We start from the raw sequence: 21,255 nt of genomic DNA on the forward strand, positions 1-21,255 counted from the left end.
ATGGTGACCGACCGGTACGGCAACCGCCTGCACGAATGCACCGCCGAGGGGGCGGAGCACCTGGACCGGGCCGTGGAGGGGCTGCTGTTCTTCCGGCCGGACTTCCCGGACGCCGTCAAGGCCGCGGTGGCCGCCTGCCCGGCCTCGCCGCTCGCCCAGGCGTTCGCCGCCTACCTCGGGGTGCTGGGGACCGAGCCGGGTGACGCCGCCCGGGCCGGCGGCCGGTTCGCCGACTTCGGCACCGGTCTGGACCGCACCTCCCTGCCCCCGCGGGAACGCATGCACATGGCGGCGGCCGAGGCCTGGCTCGGGGGCGATCTGCTGTGGGCCTCGCAGATCCTGGAGGACCTGGTCGTCGAGTGCCCCCGTGATCCGCTCGCCCTGGCGGTGGGGCACCAGCTCGACTTCTTCACCGGTGACGCCACCCGCCTGCGGGACCGGATCGGCGGGGCCCTGCCCGCGTGGGACGAGCACGACCCCCACCGCGGGCCACTGCTGGGCATGTACGCGTTCGGCCTGGAGGAGTCGGGGCACTACGGCCGCGCCCAGGAGGCGGGCCTCGCCGCCGTCGAACAGAACGCCCACGACATCTGGGCCGTCCATGCCGTCGCCCACGTGCACGAGATGCAGGGGCGGTTCGCCGAGGGCATCGGTTTCCTCGACGCCCGCATCGACCACTGGGCGAGCGGCAGTCTGCTGACGGTGCACAGCTGGTGGCACTACGCCCTGTACGCGCTGGAGGCGGGCGACACGGCGACGGCCCTGCGGATCTACGACGCCGTCCTGCACCACGAGAACTCGACCGGGTTCGTCATGGAACTCCTCGACGCCGCCTCGCTGTTGTGGCGGCTGTTCCTGGACGGCTCGGACCAGCACGCCCGCTGGCAGGCGCTGGCCGACGCGTGGGCCGCGCGCGAGGACCCGCCGTTCTACGCCTTCAACGACGTGCACGCCGTGATGGCGTTCGTGGGAGCGGGGCGGCTGGAGACGGCGGACGCGTTCGTGGCCGACCGGACGCGCTGGCTGCGGGGACCGCGCGACGGCGGGCGCGCCCCCACCAACCGTGTGATGACCGGCCGTATCGGCCTGCCCGTGTGCCAGGCGCTGGTGGCGTACGCCCGCGAGGACTACCCGGCGGTGGTGGAACTGCTCTGGCCCGTCCGCCGCCGGCTGCACACCTTCGGCGGCAGCCATGCCCAGCGGGACGCGATCCAGCGGACCCTTCTGGAGGCGACCCTGCGCGCCCGCCGGGACGACCTGGCGCGGCTGCTGCTCGGCGAACGCACGGGCCTGAGCCCCCACAGCCCCTACAACTGGCTCGGCCGGGCCCGGCTCGCCGACGCCCTCGGCGAGGCGGGCCGGGCCGCCGTCGCCCGCGACACGGCGGCCGGGCTGGCGGCCCCCGCCGCGCGGATGCTGGGCGGGAACCCGCACCGCGCCCACATCGGGGGAAGGCCCTGAGTGGCCGCCGCGGCTAGGACAGACAGCCCACGTGCGCCAGGGCCTGCTTCAGCAGGACCCCCTGGCCACCGGGCATCTCGTTCTGCACGGACGCCGACGCCGCCTCCTGGGGGCTGAACCACACCAGGTCGAGGGCGTCCTGCCGGGGCCGGCAGTCGCCCGACACCGGGACGATGTAGGCGAGGGACACCGCGTGCTGACGCGGGTCGTGGAACGGGGTGATGCCCTGCGTCGGGAAGTACTCGGCGACGGTGAAGGGCTGCAGCGCGGACGGAACACGCGGCAGCGCGACCGGTCCGAGATCCTTCTCCAGGTGCCGCAGGAGCGCGTCGCGCACCCGCTCGTGGTGCATCACGCGGCCGGAGACCAGATTGCGGCTGACCGTCCCGTCCGGGCCGATGCGCAGCAGCAGCCCGATACTGGTGACTTCGCCGCTGTCGTCGACGCGCACGGGCACGGCCTCGACGTACAGGATCGGCATCCGGGCGCGTGCCGATTCGAGCTCGTCGGACGGCAGCCAGCCCGGCGTGGTTTCGGTCATGTCAGACATTGGCCGATCATACTTTCAACGTCAGTCGGTGCGCGCGTCGCTCCGATCACACCTGTCACTGATGCCCGGGTCCCTCCCCTCGCATGCGCGGCGAGGCCGATCAGTCGCGCGCGGCCCACAATCCGCGCACATGACCGAGATGGCGGGTCATCACCGTGTGCACGGCGGCCTCGTCGCGGTCGAGCAGAGCGTCGAGGAGTTCCAGGTGCTCCTGCGCGGAGGAGAGCAGCCGGCCGGATTCGGCGAGCGCGGTCAGACCGTAGAGGCGGGCTCGTTTGCGCAGGTCACCGACCACCTCGACGAGATGCGCGTTGCCCGCGAGGGCGAGCAGACCGAGGTGGAAGCGGGTGTCGGCCTCGACGTAGGCGATGAGGTCCCCGGCGGCCGCGGCGGCGACGATCTCCCGGGCGGCGGGCCGCAGCGCCTCCAGCGAGACCGGGTCGGCGGTCCGGGCCAGGCCGACCGTGGTCGGGATCTCGATGAGCGACCGTACGTGGGTGTACTCGTCGAGCTGTCTCTCCGTGACGGCGGTGACCCGGAACCCCTTGTTGGGCACGGTGTCGACCAGGCCCTCCTTGGCCAGATCCAGCATGGCCTCCCGCACCGGCGTCGCCGAGACGCCGAAGCGGGCGGCGAGCGCGGGCGCGGAGTACACCTCGCCCGGCCGCAGCTCGCCGGCGATCAGCGCGGCCCGCAGCGCGTCGGCGACCCGCTCGCGGTAGCTGCTCTTCTTGCCGCCGAGCACCGGCAGGGCCGGGGCCGGGGGAGCGGCGGCGGCAGCGTCGGACGGGGCGCCGGTGCGCTGCGAGGCCATGGGAGGCATGCGGTCTCTCCTGGAGTCCTGAAGTCCCGGAATCCTAGAGGACGAATCCGGAGGGGAACGGGTCGGACGGGTCGAGCAGGTACTGGGCCGTGCCGGTGATCCAGGCGCGGCCGGTGAAGCTGGGCAGCACGGCCGGGACGCCGGCCACCTCGGTCTCGCCGAGCAGCCGCCCCGTGAACCGGGTGCCGATGAAGGACTCGTTCACGAACTCGGTGTGCAGGGGCAGTTCGCCGCGCGCGTGCAGCTGTGCCATGCGGGCGCTGGTGCCCGTGCCGCAGGGGGAGCGGTCGAACCAACCGGGGTGGATGGCCATCGCGTGGCGCGAGTGCCGGGCGGTGGCTCCGGGGGCGTACAGGTGGACATGGTGGAGACCGCGGATCGACGGGTCCTCCGGGTGGACGGGCTCCTCCTGCGCGTTGACGGCGTCCATCAGGGCGAGCCCGGCCCGCAGGATGTCGTCCTTGCGGGCGCGGTCGAACGGCAGGTCGAACTGCGTCAGCGGCAGGATGGCGTAGAAGTTGCCGCCGTACGCGAGGTCGTAGGTCACCGTCCGCCCGTCGGCGAGCGTGATCTCGCGGTCGAGGCCGGCGGAGAACGACGGCACGTTCCGCAGGGTGACCGCCTTCGCCGCGCCGTCCTCCACCGCCACCTCGGCCACGACGAGCCCCGCCGGGGTGTCCAGCCGGATGGTGGTGACCGGCTCGACGACCTCGACCATGCCGGTCTCCACGAGCACGGTCGCGACACCGATGGTGCCGTGGCCGCACATGGGCAGATAGCCGGAGACCTCGATGTAGACGACACCGTAGTCGCAGTCGGGGCGGGTCGGCGGCTGCAGGATCGCCCCGCTCATCGCCGCGTGGCCGCGCGGCTCGTTCATCAGCAACTGCTTGACGTCGTCGCGGTGTTCACGGAACCACAGCCGTCGTTCGTTCATGGTCGCGCCGGGGATCGTGCCGATCCCGCCGGTGACCACCCGGGTGGGCATTCCCTCGGTGTGCGAGTCGACGGCGTGCAGGACGATTTTGCTGCGCATGGCCGGACCTTCCCTTCCGCCGTGGTTACGCGAGGCCCGCGGCGACGGCCTTCTCGGTGGCCGCCCGGATGACGGCCTCCTGCTCCGGCAGCAGCTCCACCCGGGGCGGTCGGCAGCGTCCACCGGGCCGGCCCACGATGTCCATCGACAACTTGATGGCCTGGACGAACTCGACCTTCGAGTCCCAGCGCAGCAGCGGGTGCAGCTGCTCGTACAGCCCCTTGGCCGTCGCGAGGTCGCCGTCCACCGCCGCGTGGTACAGCTCGACCGTCGCGGCCGGCAGGGCGTTCGGGTACCCGGCGACCCAGCCCTTGGCGCCCGCGAGCGCCAGCTCCAGCAGCACGTCGTCCGCGCCGATCAACAGGTCCAGTTCCGGGGCCAGTTCGGCGAGCTGGTAGGCCCGCCGGACGTCACCGGAGAACTCCTTGACGGCCCGGACGTACCCCTCGCCGTGCAGCTTGGCGAGCAGTTCGGGGACGAGGTCGACCTTGGTGTCGATCGGGTTGTTGTACGCCACGACCGGCAGGCCCGCCTTCGCGACCTCCGCGTAGTGCGCGAGCACCGACCGCTCGTCGGCGCGGTACGCGTTCGGCGGCAGCAGCATCACCGACGCGCAGCCCGCGTCCCGCGCCTGCTCGGCCCAGCGCCGGGACTCGGCGGAGCCGTACGCGGCGACCCCCGGCATCACGCGCGCGCCGCCGATCGCGGCCACGGCCGTCTCGACGACCTTGACCCGCTCCTCGGGCGTCAGCACCTGGTACTCGCCGAGCGAGCCGTTCGGTACGACGCCGTCACAGCCGTTCTCGACCAGCCACGCGCAGTGTTCCGCGTAGGCGTCGAGGTCGACGGAGAGATCGTCGCGGAGGGGGAGCGCGGTGGCGACGAGGACACCGCGCCAGGGACGGTTCTCGGTGGTGGTCATGGGTTTCCCTCTCCATGGGGTGTGACATGGTACTGACGCCCGCCGGTGTGATTGCCGTGGCAGGGGCTCAGGGGCTCAGGGGCTCAGGGGCTCAGGGGCTCAGGGGCTCAGGGGCTCCGGGGCTGGGGCTGGGGCTGGGGCTGAAGGGCTCAGGGGGGTCGTCGTGTTCCTCCTCGGGGGTCTGCCCCGCGCGTGCCAGCACGCCCAGCGGCACCGGGCGCGCGAGCGGCCGCCGGGTCGCGGTCTGCGGGCAGTCGGCGATCCCCGCCACCGCCGGCTCGCACATCCGGCCCTGGCACCAGCCCATCCCGGCACGGGTCAGCAGTTTGACCGTCCGTACGTCCCCGGCGCCCAGCTCCCCGACGGCCTCACGGACGGCGCCGGCGGTGACCTCCTCGCAGCGGCAGACGACGGTGGCGTCGGTGACCCGCTCGGTCCAGCGCGCCGGAGGCACGTACACCGTGTCGAGCACGTCGGAGAACTCCCGCAGCCTGTCACGGGACCTGGCGGCCTCCGCCCACTCGCCGGGGTCCGGCACGCGGCCCAGGAGGCGGGCGGCGGCCGACCGTCCGGCGATGTGTCCCTCGGCCAGGGAGAGCGCCGCGCCACCGATGCCGGTGGTCTCGCCCGCCGCCCAGACGCCCGGCACGTCGGTGCGCTGCTCGTCGTCGGCCCATACGCGCGTTCCGTCGGGCTCGACGCGGCAGCCGAGCGTCCCGGCGAGATCGGTGTGCGCCAGCATGCCGTGTCCGACGGCCAGGGTGTCGCAGGGGATGCGCCGCTCGGTGCCGGGCCGGAGCCGCCCCTCGGCGTCGAGCGCGGCGACGGTCACCGCCTCCAGCCGGTCGCCGCCGTGCGCCTCGACGACCGTGTGCCGTACGAGGGTCCGTACCCGGCGGCGCAGCAACTCCACCGCGTACCCGGCGCCTTCGACGAGCTTGTCCGCCCGGCCCGCCAGCGCTCCGGTCCGCCGCGCCAGGGCCCTCGGGTCCGCCGACTCCACCAGCGCGGCCACCGTGACGCCCGCCGCCGCGAGCCCGGTCGCCACCGGCAGCAGCAGCGGCCCGGTCCCGGCGACGACCGCCGTACGGCCGGACACCACGAGGGAGCCCTTGAGCATGGCCTGTGCGCCGCCGGCGGTGACCACGCCGGGCAGCGTCCAGCCGGGGAAGGGCAGCACCTTCTCGTAGCCGCCGGTCGCGAGGAGGACGGCGTCCGCGCGCACCTCGACGGGCCGCTCCTGGGCGGGGCCGAGCAGGGCGTGGACGGTGAAACGCTGCGGGCCGTCGGGGCGCCGCTCCACGCACCACACGTGGTGGTCCGGGAGATGGGTGACGCGCCCGGCGGCGATCTGCCGGTCGAGGCCGTCGCTCAGCCGCCGCCAGGTGCGCCACTGGTGGTGCAGTGCCCGTGGACGCCGTGCGCCGAGCCCGGCCGCGGGCTGCCGGTAGAACTGGCCGCCGGGTGCCTCGGCGGCGTCGACCACCGTCACCCGTACGCCCGCTCCGGCCGCCGCCAGGGCCGCGGCCAGGCCCGCGGGACCGGCGCCGACGATCGCCAGACGGGGCGGTGCCGGCTCAGTGCTCATGGCCCGTCCCCTCCTGCGTGCTGATCGTGTCGCCCGGACGGACCGGCACCAGGCAGGCCCGCTGATTGGGGCGGCCGTTGACGGTCACCAGGCAGTCGAAGCACACACCGATGCCGCAGAAGACGCCCCGTGGCCGGCCCGCACCCCGGGTGGTGCGCCAGGACGTGATCCCGGCGGCCCAGAGCGCCGCCCCGACCGTCTGGCCGGGCAGGGCCTCCACGGCACGTCCGTCGAGCGTGACGGTGAAGGCGGGGCCGGGTGCGGCCCGCGCCAGTTCCAGCGGGTTCATGCCGCCTCCCCCTCGTACGCGTCGAACCGGTCCGGGCGGAACGGCGTGAGGTCCAGGTCGGGCGGTCCGCCGCCGAGCACCTGGGCGATCAGCCGCCCGGTCCCGGTGGCCAGCCCGATCCCGGCGCCCTCGTGGCCGCACGCGTGGAACAGGCCCGGGGCCCGTGGGTCCGGCCCGATCGCGGGCAGATGGTCCGGCATGTAGGGCCGGAAGCCCGCGTACGTCCGCATCGCGCGCACCTCTTCCAGGAACGGGAACAGCCGGGTCGCGCCCGCCGCGAGCGCGCGGACCGCGGGCAGGGAGAACGACCGGTCGAAGCCGACCCGTTCGCGGCTCGCGCCGATCAGCACGGGTCCGGCGGCCGTGCCCTCGACGACCGGGGAGGTCTGCAGCGCCGCCGAGTCGCTGGCCACGTCGGCCACGTAGTCGGCGGCGTACACCTTGTGCCGCACCATCGGCGGCAGTGGTTCGGTGACGATCACGAAGCCGCGCCGGGGCAGGACGGGGAGGGCGACCCCGGCGAGCGCGGCCAGTTCCCCGCCCCAGGTCCCGGCCGCGTTGACGACCGCGGGGGCGTGGACGTCGCCCCGGTCGGTCCGCACGCCGCGCACGGCACCGTCCGGCGAGCGCAGCACCTCGGTCACGGTCCGGCCGGTGAGCAGCCGGGCGCCGGAGGCCCGTAGGAGACGGGCGGCGGCCAGGGTGGGCATGACCTGGGCGTCCTGCGGATAGTGCATGCCGCCGGCGAGACCGGGGGCCAGATGCGGTTCCAGATCGGGGAGCCGGTCCACGGGGACGGGTACCGCCTCCACTCCCGCGGCGCGCTGCCCGGCGGCGAACCGCTCCAGCGCGGCGAGTCCTGCCGGGGCGGAGGCGACGACGAGTCCACCCTTCGCCTCGTACTCGAACGCCGTTCCCAGGCCCGGCTCGGCGGCCAGCTCCGCCCACAGACGGTTGGAGAGCAGGGCGAGTTCGAGTTCCGGGCCGGGCTCCTTGTCGGAGACGAGGATGTTGCCCTCACCGGCGCCGGTCGTGCCGCCGGCCACCGGGCCACGGTCCACCACCACGACGCCCAGGCCCGCCCGGGCCGCGTACAGGGCGCAGGCCGCGCCCACCATTCCCGCTCCGACAACCACGACGTCGCAGGTCAGTCGCTCGGTCACGTCAGTACTATGTCACATGGCGCAGAGCCTCGGAAGACCGCGACCGCCGCGACGCGCGACCGCCCCGAGGTGCGCCCGCCGTGGCCGTCACCCCACCGTGGCCGTCAGCTCGCCGTCGGCCGGCCTTCACGTGGCCGTCGTCGTGGCGGTCGTCGTGAACGTCGCCCGGCCGTCGTCGTGACACCCGCGGCCGTCGTCCCGGCAGGGGAGGCGTTCGTCGCCCGGCCGGTCGGAATCAGCGTCAGAGTCCGAGCCCCTGCACCATCTCGTCCACGACGATCCGGCAGCGGGGGAGCGGGTGCGGGTGCGGGTGCGGGTCCGTCCGGGCCGGGGTGGTCAAGTCGTCGGCCGCCCGGGCCGTGCGGTCCTTCGGCACGGCCACCGGGATCTCCTCCAGCCACCGTTCGACCTCCCGTACCGGGAGGCCGTGGCGGTGTGCGGCGTCCCGCACCGTGAGCCTTCCGGAGAGGATGCCCGCGAGGATGCGGATCCGCTCGGCCGGGGGAATCTCCGAGTCGTCCAAGAGACGGTCCTTTCCGTGAGCCGTTCACCGGGCCGTCGTCCCGCACGGAACGACCGTGTGCCCAGCAGCTTCGGACCGCGCCGGAGAGCGGTCCCTGCCGTGGTGTGGCCGTCGGCCGTCCGGAAGATGAAGAACCGAGCACCGAACCTCCCGGACACCACCCGCGGTCACCCGTCCGGCCGAGTACCGGAACGGCTCCCGGACAGTCCTCCCCCGCACGGGTGCGTGGCGCGGGACGCCCGGCGCCTCGACGACGAGACGGCATCACGGCACCTCGAACGCCGGGCGCCCCGCATGCCCCGAACCCGCGGCCCCCCGACACTGACCCCATGCCAGACCCCGCCCCCGGCCCCCGCGTCGGCCCTCGCACCGGGCCCAGCCGTATCGAGGACTACGCCCTCATCGGCGATCTCCTCTCCGCCGCCCTCGTCGGCAAGGACGGTAGCGTCGACTGGCTCTGTCTCCCTCGCTTCGACTCACCCGCATGCTTCGCCGCCCTCCTCGGCGACGAGGACAACGGGCGCTGGCGCATCGCGCCGGCGGACGAGAACGGCGCCCGCGCCCACCGCCGCTACCGGGACGACACCCTCGTCCTGGACACGGAATGGCAGACGGCCGGCGGCCGGGTCCTGGTCACCGACTTCATGCCGTGCCGCAAGACCGGTGCCCCCAGCGTCGTACGCGTCGTCGAGGGCCTCTCCGGCACCGTCGACATGCGCATGGACCTGCGGCTCCGCTTCGACTACGGCCGGGTGCTGCCCTGGATGCGCCGTCGCGACGGGCATCTGACGGGGACCGCGGGGCCCGAGTCGGTGTGGCTGCGCACGCCCGTCCGGCCGGTCGCCCACGGCACCGTCCACACCGCCGTCTTCCCGGTCACGGCGGGCGAGAAGATCCCCTTCGTGCTGACCTGGCACCCCTCCCATCTGCCCGCGCCGCGGGAGGTGGACGCGTTCGAGGCACTGACCGGCACGGAGGCGTACTGGCGGCGCTGGCTGCGCAGGCTGACGTACGACGGGCCGTACCGTGACGCCGTCGCCCGCTCCCTGATCACCCTCAAGGCCCTGACGTACCAGCCGACCGGCGGCATCGTCGCCGCCCCGACCACCTCCCTGCCCGAGGAGATCGGCGGCGTGCGGAACTGGGACTACCGCTTCTGCTGGCTGCGGGACGCGGGGATGACGCTGGAGGCGTTGCTGCGCAGCGGTTTCAAGGCGGAGGCGGACGCGTGGCGGGCCTGGCTGGAGCGGGCGGTGGCCGGGCGGCCGGAGGACGTGCAGATCATGTACGGCATCGCGGGGGAGCGGCGGCTGACCGAGTGGGAGGCCGACTGGCTGCCGGGCTACGAGGGCTCGCGCCCGGTGCGGATCGGCAACGCGGCCGCCGGGCAGCGGCAGCTCGACGTACCCGGTGAGGTGATGGAGGCCATCCATCTGGCCATCGGCTGCGGACTGCGCCCGCGCCAGCACCTGGTCTCCCTCCAGGCGGTCTTCCTGGAACACCTGGAACGGGCCTGGCCCGAGCCCGACCAGGGGCTGTGGGAGATGCGCGGTGCTCCCCGCCACTACACGCACTCCAAGGTGATGTGCTGGGTCGCCTTCGACCGCGCGGTCCGGCTGGCCGAGGCGCACTCCCGCCCGGGTCCCGTGGAGAGGTGGCGGGCTGTCCGGGACCGTATCCACCGCGAGGTCTGCGAAAAGGCGTTCGACCCGGAGCGGGGCACCTTCACCCAGTCGTACGGTTCCCGCGAACTCGACGCCGCGCTGCTGCAGATCCCGCAGACCGGGTTCCTGCCGCCGGACGACCCCCGGGTGATCGGCACCATCGAGGCCGTACAGCGCGAACTGCTCGCGGACGGGCTGGTGGCACGCTACTCCGCGGGCGCCGCCGACTCGCCGGACGGCCTCAGCGGTGGTGAGGGCGCCTTCCTGGCCTGCTCCTTCTGGCTCGCGGACGCCCTGCGGCTGATCGGCCGCGCGGACGAGGCCCGGGCCCTGTACGAGCGGCTCCTGGAACTGCGCAACGACGTCGGCCTGCTCGCCGAGGAGTACGACCCCCGGGCCCGCCGCCAACTGGGCAACTTCCCGCAGGCGTTCACCCACGTCCCGCTGATCCGGGTGGCCTACGAGCTGGACCGTCACGCCCCGCACGCCCGCCGGGAGAACCCGAGTACGCCCCCTGCCGCGAAGGAGGGGTGAGGCGTGCTGCCCGGGTTCCTCACCAGGGCCGTGGAACTGCTGCTCGGCCGGGAAGGGGGCCGCCCCCTTCATCTGCGGGCGGCGGGCGGGGCCACCGTCGTGCTCGCGGTGGTGATGCTCCTCGGTTCCTGGGCGGCGACCGTCGCCGAGCACGGCGCACCCCGCGCCAACCTGACCTCGTACCCGAAGGCCCTGTGGTGGTCGGTCGAGACGGCCACGACCGTCGGGTACGGCGACTTCTATCCGGTGACGTTCTGGGGCCGGATCGTCGGCGCGGTCGTCATGGTCGTCGGCATCACCACGTACGGCATGGTCACCGCCGCCATCGCCGCCTGGTTCGTGGGCCGGGAGCAGAAGCGTCATCAACTCACGCACAAAGCACATGAGTTGGGCGACGATGCCGCGCGCGCCCTGCACGAGCGGTTCGACCGGCTGGAGCGGCTGCTCGGCGCGAGGAGGGACGGCGAGTGACCGGTGGGCGATCCGCGCCACCGGGCACCGCCCCCACAGGGGCACGCCCGACGAATGTCCACCCCTCGGACGTCGTGACCAATTCGCGGACACCCTCTTGACGCGCGGCGCGGTCGGCTCGACACTCCAGGTGGGGTATTTCCTAGTGAACAGGTAGGGAATGATGGGGCGCCTGGAGCCGGTGGTCACTCGTGTACCGCGCGCACGCCGGCAGCGCCTCCTGCTGACCTCCCGCCGGCACATCGATCTGCTGCGCGTCTGCAGCGCGAGCAGCCCCCTCGGCTGATCCGCCCGAGTGCACCCAATTGCACCCGAGTGCACTCGAGTGCGTCCCGGCCCGTCCGCGCCGCCGACGTGGCCCGACACGCCGCTCACGCGTCCGTGTACTCGCGTCACCGCCGTCGCGCCACCACCGTCGAGTCACCGCCGTCGCGCCGCGAACCGCGCCGCCGCGCTCACCCGATCGCGCCTCAGAACCCCGGGGAGACACATGTCCGCCACGCCCGTCCACGCCCTGAACGCCGTCCCGTCGCCGCGGCCCCTGCCGGTCTTCCGGGGCCGGATCGGCTGCGACGCCCGGAGCGGTCACTACGCCGGCCGCGCCGCTACCGGCTCCACCTGTCGCTGTCCTGTCCGGGCGCCCTGCGCATCGCGGTCGTCCACAGCCTCCTCGGGCTGGCGGACGTATGCCCCGTGACCCTCCTGCCCGCCGTCCCCGACGGCCCGGACGGCGAGCACTCCGCGCTGCGCCCGCTGTACGAGGCCAGCGCGCACCGCTACCCCGGAGCGGCCGTGGCGCCGGTGCTCAGCGACGACTGGTCCGGACGCATCGTCAGCACCCACGCCCCCGACATCATGCGCGACCTCGCCCGGCGCTTCGGTGGTGGCCGCGCGGTGCTGTACCCGGAGGGTGCGGAGGCCGAGATCGAAGGTGTCGCACGCCTCTGTGAGCAGGGCATGGACGGTGCCGCCCAGCGCGCCGGCCGTGCCGACGCCGACGAACCGGAGCGCCGCGACGCACTCGGCTCCCTGCTGCGCACCCTGCGTACGCTGGACGCCCGGCTCGCCGGGCAGGAGTACGTCCTCGGCGGCGAACTCACCGTCGCAGACATCGAGTTGTGGGTCGCCCTGGTGCGGCTCGACACCGTGCACCGCTGGCACCTGGACGCCGGCGCCGTGCACCGCGTCGCCGACCACCCGCATCTGTGGGCGTACGCACGCCGCCTGACCGCCCACCCCGCCTTCGGTCCCCACCTCGACCTGGCCGGCATCGCACTGCGCCACCACGCGCACTGTCGGGGCCTGGAGGCGGCCGGCGCGGCCGTGCAGATCCTGGACTGGGCCTCTCATGTCCCGGACCAGGGCGTATCGACAGGCGGACGGGCGTCCCATGTGCTGGACTGACGTTGACAGCCGCGTGCCGGGCCTGAGTTACTTACGGACACCCGACGAGCACGAGGCCCCCCGGGCCGGAAGAACGATGGTGACGGACATGTACGCAACCCCGAGGACGGCCGCATGGCGCCGCCGGGGTCGCGTGCTGCTCTGCGCCGATCGCGCCGTCGATCTGCTCCGGGTCAACAGCGCACTCTGTAGCGCACGCTAGCGCGCGGTCCGGGCCGCCCGGCGCCGCGCTCCCGTCGAGGCTGACGGTTCTTCCGAACCCCTGAGGCACCGCACCAGCGGTCCGCCTCTCCGCCGGCCCCGGTGTCGTGCGCTTCCGTGTGTCTTCCGTAGCCCTCTGTACGTCGAGCGGTCCCGTCCGCCCGTACGGCCGAAGTCACCTGCGTCGCCTGGGGTTTCGACACTCTTCCGGAGCCCTTGATGAGCGAACCCCCAGGCACCGCCCTGTCCTTGACCGAGGCGCCGCCGCCCGCCGACATCCCGGCGAAGCAACTTGCCGCCCAGCGGGTACTGCCGCTGCGCCGCCCCGGCCGCTGGATCGCCACCGCGGTGGTCCTGGTCCTCGCGGCCCAGTTCGTCCACGGCCTGATCTCCAACCCCTTCTACCAGTGGGACCGCTTCGCCTACTGGTTCCTGCGGCCGACGATCCTCGACGGACTGCTCATCACCCTCGAAGTCACCGCCTACAGCGCGGTGCTGGGCCTGATCGGCGGTGTCCTCCTCGCCCTCGCCCGGCTCTCGAGGAGTCCCGTGCTGCGCTCGGTCAGCTGGGTCTACATCTGGGCCCTGCGCTCGATCCCGCTGATCGTCGTCCTGCTGTTCCTCTACAACTTCAGCGCCCTGTACCAGACGCTCAGCCTGGGCGTCCCGTTCGGCCCGGCGTTCTTCACCTTCGACGAGTCACGTCTGGCCACCGACATGGCGGTCGCCGTCATCGGCCTCAGCCTCAACGAGGCGGCCTACGCCGCCGAGGTCGTCCGCGGCGGCATCCTCTCCGTCGACCAGGGCCAGCACGAGGCAGCCTCCGCACTCGGCCTGCCGAAGGGCTACCAGTTCCGCAGGATCGTCTTCCCGCAGGCACTGCGCTCGATCACCCCGAACTACGTCAACCAGCTGATCGGTCTGATCAAGAGCACCAGCCTGGTCTTCTACGTGTCGCTGCTCGACCTCTTCGGCACCGCGCAGGCCATGGGCTCCACCTACCCCGGCGACATCGTGCCGCTGCTGCTGGTCTCCACCGTCTGGTACCTCATCCTCACCAGCGTCGTCTCCGTCGTCCAGTTCTACGTCGAGCGGTACTACGCGCGGGGCGCCACCCGCACCCTGCCGCCGACGCCACTGCAGAAACTGCGGGCCGGTGCCACCGGCCTGCGGGCCCGCACCCGCAAGGAGGTCGCCGTATGACCGCCGGAACACTCGACCACGCGGCCGCCACCGTCGAGGTGCACGACGTGCACAAGTGGTACGGCACCCACCGGGTGCTCAACGGCGTCGACCTGACCGTACGGCCGGGCGAGGTCACCGTGATCCTCGGCCCGTCCGGCTCCGGCAAGTCCACGCTGCTCAGGGTCATCAACCATCTGGAGAAGCCCGAGATCGGCCACGTCAGCGTCAACGGGGAGCTGATCGGCGTGCGCCGCCACGGCGACCGTCTCAAGGAGCTGAGCGAGCGGGCGATCCTCGCCCAGCGCGGCCGGATCGGCTTCGTCTTCCAGAACTTCAACCTCTTTCCGCACCTGACCGTGCTGGAGAACGTGGCCGCGGCCCCCTTGGCGACGGGAAGGCTCGGCAGGGCGCAGGCGGACGACCTCGCCCGCGAACTCCTGGACCGGGTCGGCCTGGCCGACAAGGCGGACGCCTATCCACGGCAGTTGTCCGGCGGACAGCAGCAGCGCGTGGCGATCGCCCGCGCCCTCGCCCTGCGCCCCGGCGTCATCCTCTTCGACGAGCCGACCTCCGCCCTCGACCCCGAACTCGTCGGCGAGGTGCTGGCCGTCATCAAGGACCTGGCGCGCGGCGGCACCACGCTGGTGATCGTCACGCACGAGATCGGCTTCGCCCGGGAGATCGCCGACCGGGTCGTCTTCATCGACGGCGGCCGGATCGTCGAACAGGGCCCGCCCTCCGAGGTCCTGGACAAGCCGCGCCACGAACGGACCAAGGACTTCCTCAGCAGAGTCCTCTGAGGGCCTCGCGATCCCGGCAAGCCCCTTCCGGCCCAGAGCCCTTCACCCTTCCCCCCTCACGCATCCCCCCCGCGCGCCCTTGCCCCTCACGCATCCCCCCACACCGCCCATCACACCCCCCGAACGACAAGGACAGTCATGGCCACGTACACCTGGTTCTCCCGGCGCAGCCTGCTGCGCGGCATCACCGCGGCGACCGCCGCCGCCACCCTCGTCACCGGGCTCGCCGCCTGCGGGGGCGACACCGAGGCCGCGACGAGGACCGAGGCCGCCGGCACGGTCACCGTCGGACGGCTCGCCAACGGCGCCGCCGAGGAGACCGAGATCAAGGTCTCGGAGGTGAAGTCCATCAGCGCCGAGCTGCCCGCCGCGATCAGGAAGCGCGGCAAGCTGGTGATCGGCTCGGGCACGCTGCCGTCCGGCAGTCCGCCGCTCGGTTTCATCGGCAGCGACCAGAAGACGCTCACCGGCTCCGAGCCCGATCTCGGCAGACTCGTGGCCGCCGTCCTCGGTCTCGAATCCGAGGTGCGCCAGTCGACCTGGGAGAACCTGTTCATCGGTATCGACAGCGGCAAGGTCGACGTCGGTTTCTCCAACATCACCGACACCGAGGAGCGCAAGCAGAAGTACGAGTTCGCCTCCTACCGCAAGGACGACCTGGCCTTCGAGACGAAGAAGGACAGCGACTGGAACTTCGACGGCGACTACGAGAACCTCGCCGGCAGGACGGTCTCCGTCGGCAACGGCACCAACCAGGAGAAGATCCTCCTGGAGTGGAAGGCGAAACTGGCCAAGGAGGGCAAGAAGCCCCTCACCGTCAAGTACTTCCAGGAGAGCAACAGCATCTACCTGGCGCTGAGCAGCGGCAAGATCGACGCCTACTTCGGCCCCAGCCCCAACCTCTCCTACCACGCGGCCAAGACGGCGGGCACTCCCCAGGCGACCCGGATCGCGGGCCAGTTCTCCGGCGCCGGTGAGACCCTCCAGGGCCTGATCGCCGCGACCGCGAAGAAGGGCAGCGGTCTCGCCGAACCCCTCGCCGAGGCCATCAACCACCTGATCGACAACGGCCAGTACGACGCCTGGCTGAAGGCGTGGAACCTGTCCAACGAGTCCGTCGAGAAGTCCGAGGTCAACCCGCCGGGTCTGCCCCTGACCAATTCCTGACGCCAGGTCAAGTGATGTGAGCAGCAAGCCTGTCGACCGAGAAAGGGGCTCCGCCTCCGTGACGCACCGGACCGGCCTCCACGGAGGCGGAGCCCCGCCCGCGACCGCCGACGCACCCCGCGCCGCGTTCGCCGCCGACACCCCCGCGCTCGACATACCCGTCCTCGACAACGCCGTCCGGGCCTCCCTCGACGGCCCGCACGCCCGCTTCGCCGAACGCTTCGGCGCCGCCGCCCGCTACCCGGGCGACGTCTACGACTTCGCCGCCCTCGCCGACCCCGCGGACCCGGCCGCCTGGGCCGACCTGCGCACGCTCGTCGGCGCGGGGACGGTAGTACGGATCAAACCGGTCCACGAGGTGCCGGACGACTGGGAGGTGGTCGGCGGTGGACAGAGCGTCCAGCTGGTGGACACCGCGCTGCGGGCCGGGCACGCCCCCGAAGCGGTACGGCTCGGGCTCGCCGACGTCCCCGAGATCCTGGACCTCATCGCCCGCACCCGACCCGGCCCCTTCCTCAAGCGGACCGTGGAAATGGGCACCTATCTCGGCATCCGGGACCGGGGCCGCCTGATCGCCATGGCCGGCGAGCGGATCCACCCGCCCGGCTGGACGGAGATCAGCGCGGTCTGCACCGACCCGGACCATCGCGGCCGGGGCCTCGCCACCCGGCTCGTCCGCGCCGTCGCCGCCGGCATCCGCGAACGCGGCGAGACACCTTTCCTGCACGCCGCCGCGGACAACGTCACCGCGATCCGGCTCTACGAGTCCATCGGCTTCACCCTGCGCCGCCGCTCCACGATCGTGGCGGTGCGAAGCCCCGGAACGCCCCGCGACAGGGCCGTACGAACTTCCTAGGAAGGCACCCACCCGTGTCCTCAGCCGAGTCTTTCCCCTCCTCCGACTCCTCCGCCCCTGCCCCCGGCTCCGCGCCGTCCGCGCTGCACCTGGCCGTCGCCCTCGACGGCACCGGATGGCACCCCGCCTCCTGGCGCGAGCCCGTGGCCCGCCCCCGCGAGGTGTTCACCGCCGGCTACTGGGCCGACCTCGTGGCCGAGGCCGAGCGCGGACTGCTCGACTTCGTGACCATCGAGGACGGCCTCGGCCCGCAGTCCGCGCACTTCCTGGAGCCGGACGAGCGCACCGACCACCTGCGCGGCCGGCTGGACGCAGTCCTCGTCGCGGCCCGCATCGCCCCCCTCACCCGGCACATCGGTATCGTGCCGACCGTGGTGGCCACCCACACCGAGCCCTTCCACATCTCCAAGGCGATCGCCACCCTCGACTACGTCAGCTCCGGCCGCGCGGGCCTGCGGGTGCAGATCACGGCCCGGCCGGACGAGGCCGCCCACTTCGGTCGCCGTACGATCCCGCGCATCGAGGCCCACGACAGCCCGGACGCCCGGGAGCTGGTGACCGAGCTGTTCGACGAGGCCGCCGACCACGTCGAGGTCGTGCGCCGGCTGTGGGACAGCTGGGAGGACGACGCGGAGATCCGGGACGTCGCCACCGGCCGCTTCATCGACCGCGGCAAACTGCACTACATCGACTTCGAGGGCCCCCACTTCAGCGTCAAGGGTCCCTCCATCACACCCCGCCCGCCACAGGGCCAGCCCGTCGTCACCGCCCTCGCCCACGACACCCTCCCGTACCGGCTGGTGGCCCGCCAGGCCGACATCGGATACGTCACGCCGCACGACCCCGGCCAGGCGCGCGCGATCGTCGCCGAGATCCGTGCGGAGCAGCAGGCCGCCGGGCGCGCCGACGATCCCTTGCACGTCTTCGGTGACCTCGTGGTCCTCCTCGACGACGACCCGGCGGCAGCCGCCGCCCGACGGGACCGCCTCGACGCGCTCGCCGGGGAGCCGTACACGAGCGACGCCCGCGTCTTCACCGGCACACCGGTTCAACTGGCGGACCTCCTCCAGGACCTGGCGTCCGCCGGTCTGACGGGGTTCCGGCTGCGGCCCGCCGTCCTCGGCCACGACCTCCCCGCGATCACCCGCGGCCTGGTGCCCGAACTGCAGCGGCGCGGCGTCTTCCGCCGCGCCTACGAGGCCGGGACCCTGCGCGGCCTGCTGGGGCTGCCCCGCCCCGCGAACCGCTACGCCGCCGCAACGACCGCGACCGTCTGAGCCGTAGGAGACCGACCGCCATGAGCAAGCCCCTGAAGCAGATCCATCTGGCCGCCCACTTCCCGGGCGTCAACAACACCACCGTGTGGAGCGATCCCGAGGCCGGCAGCCACATCGAGTTCAGCTCCTTCGCCCACTTCGCGCGGACCGCCGAGCGCGCCAAGTTCGACTTCCTCTTCCTCGCGGAAGGTCTTCGCCTGCGTGAACAAGGAGGACAGATATACGACTTGGACGTGGTCGGCCGCCCCGACACCTTCACCGTCCTCGCCGCGCTCGCCGCCGTCACCGAACGTCTCGGACTGACCGGCACCATCAACTCCACCTTCAACGAGCCCTACGAGGTGGCCCGCCAGTTCGCGAGTCTCGACCACCTCTCCGCCGGGCGCGCCGCGTGGAACGTCGTCACCTCCTGGGACGCCTTCACCGGCGAGAACTTCCGCCGGGGAGGCTTCCTGCCGCAGGAGGAGCGCTACTCCCGCGCCAAGGAGTTCCTGGCCACGGCGAACGAACTCTTCGACTCCTGGGACGGGGACGAGATCGTCGCCGACCAGGAGACGGGAGTCTTCCTGCGGGACGCCAAGGCCGGGGCCTTCGTCCACTCGGGGCGGCACTTCGACATCGAGGGCCGGTTCAACGTCCCGCGCTCGCCGCAGGGCCGTCCGGTGATCTTCCAGGCGGGCGACTCCGACGAGGGCCGCGAGTTCGCCGCCGCCGGCGCCGACGCCATCTTCAGCCGCTACGCGAGCCTGGAAGCGGGCCGGGCCTTCTACACCGACGTCAAGAGCCGCCTCGGCAGGTACGGCCGACGCCACGACCAGTTGCTGATCCTGCCCGCCGCGAGCTTCGTCCTCGGTGACACCGACGCCGAGGCCGAGGAGCTCGCCAGGGAGGTACGCCGGCTCCAGGTCAGCGGGGCCACGGCCCTCAAGCACCTGGAGTTCGTCTGGAACCGTGACCTGTCCTCCTACGACCCGGACGGCCCGCTCCCCGACATCGACCCGGACGTCGGCGACACGCACATCTCCAAGGGCCGCGCCCAGGTGCGCATGTACCGCGACCCGCTCGCCACCGCCCGCGAATGGCGGGAGCTGGCCGCCGCCCACCACTGGTCCATCCGGGACCTGGTCATCGAGACCGGCAACCGCCAGAACTTCGTCGGCTCGCCGGAGACGGTCGCGCGCACCATCGACGAGTACGTGCAGTCCGACGCCGCCGACGGCTTCATCCTCGTCCCCCACATCACCCCGACCGGCCTGGACCCCTTCGCCGACAAGGTCGTCCCCCTGCTCCAGGAACGGGGCGTCTTCCGCACGGACTACGAGGGCCCGACCCTCCGCGACCACCTGGGCCTGGACACCCCCGCCTGACCTCGGCGACCGGGCCCCCGTCCGGCGGTGCTCGGTGCGGCTCCGCCGGACGGGGCGTCCCGCCCCGCGCCCCTGGCCCGGCCGGCGCGGGGGAGGGGCCGGAGCGCGTGCCGGCCCGCCGGCCGCCGGCAGCCGCCTCGTGCGTGTGTCACGTGGCGCCCGCATCGCTTGACGGTCGCCCCGTGAGGTCGTTGACTCCGCAGGGATGGGGGTGGTCGCCGTGGCGATCCGCACACACCGGCCCGACGCCGTCCGGGCCGGGCAGCGCGCCTCGGATCGGGCCGGACGCGCGAGGAGCACCACGAGCCGGTCCGCCCCGCCGGCGCGGGGACTGCGCGTCCGTCGGGAAGACCCCTCACCGCGACCGGGACCGCCGGCGCGCGGCCCTCGTCCCCGTCGGCCGGGTCACGCGAACCGTCCGCGGACCCGCCGCATACTGACGTACCGTCAGTTTTCATGCGGACCCACCTCTGGGAGGAACGGCGATGACCGAACGGATGCTCCTGCGCGCGGGCCATGTCGTCTCGATGGATCCGGACATCGGCGACCTGCCCCGGGGCGACGTCCTCATCGAGGACGGCACGATCACGGCGGTCCGGCGCGAGATCGACGCGGACGTGGACGCCGAGGTGCTCGACATGACCGGCCGTATCGTGATCCCCGGCTTCGTCGACACCCACCGCCACACCTGGGAGGCGCCGATCCGCGGCTGCGCCCCCGACGCCACCCTCGACGACTATTTCGTCGACGTCCTCGACACCTTCGCGCCCGTCTACACCCCCGAGGACGTGTACGCCGGCAACCTGGCCGGCACCCTGGAGTGCCTGAACGCGGGCATCACCACCCTCGTCGACTGGTCGCACATCAACAACACGCCCGAGCATCCGGACGCCGCGATCCAGGCGCTGACGGAGACCGGCATCCGCGCCCAGTACGCGTACGGCAGCGCGAACACCTCACTGGCCGACTATTGGTTCGACAGCGCGATCGCGGTACCCGGCGACGACGTACGCCGTGTCCGCGACCGGTACTTCGCCTCCGGCGACGGCCTGCTGACCATGGCCCTGGCCACCCGTGGCCCGGGCTTCTGCACCGACGAGGTCGTCACGCGGGAATGGAGTCTCGCCCGCGAGCTGGACCTCCCGATCACCGTGCACGTCGCCATGGGACGCCTCGCCGGCCGCTTCGGCATGGTCAGGCAGCTGCGCGGGCTGGGACTGCTGGGCCCCGACACCACCTATGTCCACTGCTGTCACCTCAGCGAGGAAGAGTGGCGGATGGTGGCCGACACCGGTGGCACGGTGTCCATCGCCGCCCAGGTGGAGACCCAGATGGGGCACGGCTGGCCGCCCGTGATGCAGGCCATCGAACACGGGCTGCGGCCGTCCCTGAGCATCGACGTCGTCACCACCGTGCCCGGCGACATGTTCACCCAGATCCGGGCCGCCTTCGGCGCCGAGCGGGCCCGGGTCAACGCCGACTGCTGGCACTCCAACCTGCCCGTGCCCAAAACCATGTTGACGGCACGTCAGATGCTGGAGATCGCCACGCTCAACGGTGCCCACGTGGCCGGCGTGGAGGACCGTACCGGCTCGCTGACCCCCGGCAAGAGGGCCGACGTCGTCGCCCTCGACGCCACCGCCCTCAACATGGCGCCGGTGCACGACGCGGCGGCGGCCGTGACCCTCTGCGCGGACGTCTCCAACGTGGAGACGGTCATCGTCGACGGAGTGGTCCACAAACGCGACGGCAGGCTGCTCGCCGACGTCGGCCGGGCCCGCCGCCTGGTCGAGGAGTCGCGCGACCGACTGGTGGCCGCCGTCGCGGCGCGGAAGCCGGACGCGTGACGGGCCACTGACACGCCGGGCCGCCGGGGTTCCCGCACCGTACGGTGCGGGGGAACCCAGGGACCCAGGGTGTCTTTCTTTTTTTTCTTCCCTAGAAGTGGAGGGGGGGGGGGGGGTCTTCCCCGCT

General features: G+C 72.8%; 18 protein-coding genes and 1 pseudogene. 11 read left to right on the plus strand and 8 right to left on the minus strand.

Features of this window, described 5'->3' with window-relative positions:
* Entirely contained in the window at positions 1–1,461 is a 1,461-nt protein-coding gene (locus tag ACZ6BB_RS04630; RefSeq protein WP_471613842.1) for a tetratricopeptide repeat protein, read from the plus strand.
* A 13-nt stretch (positions 1,462–1,474) separates the two neighbouring features.
* Here the strand turns inward: ACZ6BB_RS04630 and ACZ6BB_RS04635 are convergent, their stop codons facing one another.
* The 8 genes from ACZ6BB_RS04635 to ACZ6BB_RS04670 form a co-directional block, all read right to left on the minus strand.
* Positions 1,475–2,002, minus strand: a complete 528-nt coding sequence (locus ACZ6BB_RS04635) for an NUDIX hydrolase family protein (RefSeq protein ID WP_005484552.1) — start codon at positions 2,000–2,002, stop codon at positions 1,475–1,477.
* 109 nt (positions 2,003–2,111) lie between these two features.
* Complete coding sequence (locus ACZ6BB_RS04640) at positions 2,112–2,825, minus strand: GntR family transcriptional regulator (RefSeq protein ID WP_471614120.1); 714 nt, start codon at positions 2,823–2,825, stop codon at positions 2,112–2,114.
* 43 nt (positions 2,826–2,868) lie between these two features.
* On the minus strand, positions 2,869–3,870 hold the full coding sequence (locus tag ACZ6BB_RS04645) for a proline racemase family protein (protein WP_471613843.1): 1,002 nt from the start codon (positions 3,868–3,870) through the stop codon (positions 2,869–2,871).
* Positions 3,871–3,895: 25 nt separating this feature from the next.
* Positions 3,896–4,792, minus strand: coding sequence for a dihydrodipicolinate synthase family protein (locus tag ACZ6BB_RS04650; protein ID WP_471613844.1), 897 nt, complete (start codon positions 4,790–4,792; stop codon positions 3,896–3,898).
* Between the two features lie 91 nt (positions 4,793–4,883).
* Complete coding sequence (locus ACZ6BB_RS04655) at positions 4,884–6,380, minus strand: FAD-dependent oxidoreductase (protein ID WP_471613845.1); 1,497 nt, start codon at positions 6,378–6,380, stop codon at positions 4,884–4,886.
* Positions 6,370–6,669, minus strand: a complete 300-nt coding sequence (locus ACZ6BB_RS04660; RefSeq protein ID WP_471613846.1) for a (2Fe-2S)-binding protein — start codon at positions 6,667–6,669, stop codon at positions 6,370–6,372. The genes ACZ6BB_RS04655 and ACZ6BB_RS04660 overlap by 11 nt, the downstream gene beginning before the upstream one ends.
* Positions 6,666–7,832 carry an NAD(P)/FAD-dependent oxidoreductase gene (locus ACZ6BB_RS04665; protein ID WP_471613847.1) on the minus strand — a complete coding sequence of 389 codons (1,167 nt, stop codon included), beginning with the start codon at positions 7,830–7,832 and terminating at the stop codon, positions 6,666–6,668. The genes ACZ6BB_RS04660 and ACZ6BB_RS04665 overlap by 4 nt, the downstream gene beginning before the upstream one ends.
* Positions 7,833–8,073: 241 nt before the next feature.
* On the minus strand, positions 8,074–8,355 hold the full coding sequence (locus ACZ6BB_RS04670; RefSeq protein ID WP_471613848.1) for a hypothetical protein: 282 nt from the start codon (positions 8,353–8,355) through the stop codon (positions 8,074–8,076).
* 329 nt (positions 8,356–8,684) lie between these two features.
* On the opposite strand from ACZ6BB_RS04670, the gene ACZ6BB_RS04675 reads away from it, so the two are divergent.
* The 10 genes and pseudogenes from ACZ6BB_RS04675 (at position 8,685) to ACZ6BB_RS04720 (ending at position 21,128) form a co-directional block, all read left to right on the plus strand.
* On the plus strand, positions 8,685–10,553 hold the full coding sequence (locus ACZ6BB_RS04675) for a glycoside hydrolase family 15 protein (RefSeq protein ID WP_471613849.1): 1,869 nt from the start codon (positions 8,685–8,687) through the stop codon (positions 10,551–10,553).
* A gap of 3 nt (positions 10,554–10,556) precedes the next feature.
* Positions 10,557–11,024 (plus strand): potassium channel family protein, encoded by a 468-nt coding sequence (locus ACZ6BB_RS04680; RefSeq protein WP_471613850.1) that lies wholly within the window; start codon positions 10,557–10,559, stop codon positions 11,022–11,024.
* 490 nt (positions 11,025–11,514) lie between these two features.
* Positions 11,515–12,428 (plus strand): annotated as a pseudogene (locus ACZ6BB_RS04685) (glutathione S-transferase C-terminal domain-containing protein).
* Positions 12,429–12,848: 420 nt separating this feature from the next.
* Complete coding sequence (locus ACZ6BB_RS04690; protein WP_471613851.1) at positions 12,849–13,832, plus strand: amino acid ABC transporter permease; 984 nt, start codon at positions 12,849–12,851, stop codon at positions 13,830–13,832.
* A complete protein-coding gene (locus ACZ6BB_RS04695) occupies positions 13,829–14,614 on the plus strand; it encodes an amino acid ABC transporter ATP-binding protein (protein WP_471613852.1) in 786 nt (261 codons plus the stop codon). Before ACZ6BB_RS04690 ends, ACZ6BB_RS04695 begins: the two co-directional genes overlap by 4 nt.
* A gap of 138 nt (positions 14,615–14,752) precedes the next feature.
* Positions 14,753–15,781, plus strand: a complete 1,029-nt coding sequence (locus tag ACZ6BB_RS04700; protein WP_471613853.1) for an ABC transporter substrate-binding protein — start codon at positions 14,753–14,755, stop codon at positions 15,779–15,781.
* Positions 15,782–15,839: 58 nt separating this feature from the next.
* On the plus strand, positions 15,840–16,637 hold the full coding sequence (locus ACZ6BB_RS04705; RefSeq protein WP_471613854.1) for a GNAT family N-acetyltransferase: 798 nt from the start codon (positions 15,840–15,842) through the stop codon (positions 16,635–16,637).
* A gap of 14 nt (positions 16,638–16,651) precedes the next feature.
* On the plus strand, positions 16,652–17,914 hold the full coding sequence (locus ACZ6BB_RS04710) for an LLM class flavin-dependent oxidoreductase (RefSeq protein ID WP_471613855.1): 1,263 nt from the start codon (positions 16,652–16,654) through the stop codon (positions 17,912–17,914).
* Between the two features lie 20 nt (positions 17,915–17,934).
* Positions 17,935–19,281: an NtaA/DmoA family FMN-dependent monooxygenase gene (locus ACZ6BB_RS04715; RefSeq protein ID WP_471613856.1), complete on the plus strand. Its 1,347-nt coding sequence runs from the start codon at positions 17,935–17,937 to the stop codon at positions 19,279–19,281.
* A 485-nt stretch (positions 19,282–19,766) separates the two neighbouring features.
* The gene (locus tag ACZ6BB_RS04720) at positions 19,767–21,128 is read left to right on the plus strand and encodes an amidohydrolase family protein (protein WP_471613857.1); all 1,362 of its coding nucleotides are present in this window, start codon (positions 19,767–19,769) and stop codon (positions 21,126–21,128) included.
* Positions 21,129–21,255 lie beyond the last annotated feature (127 nt).

Source organism: Streptomyces sp. NPDC041108, assembly GCF_055592645.1.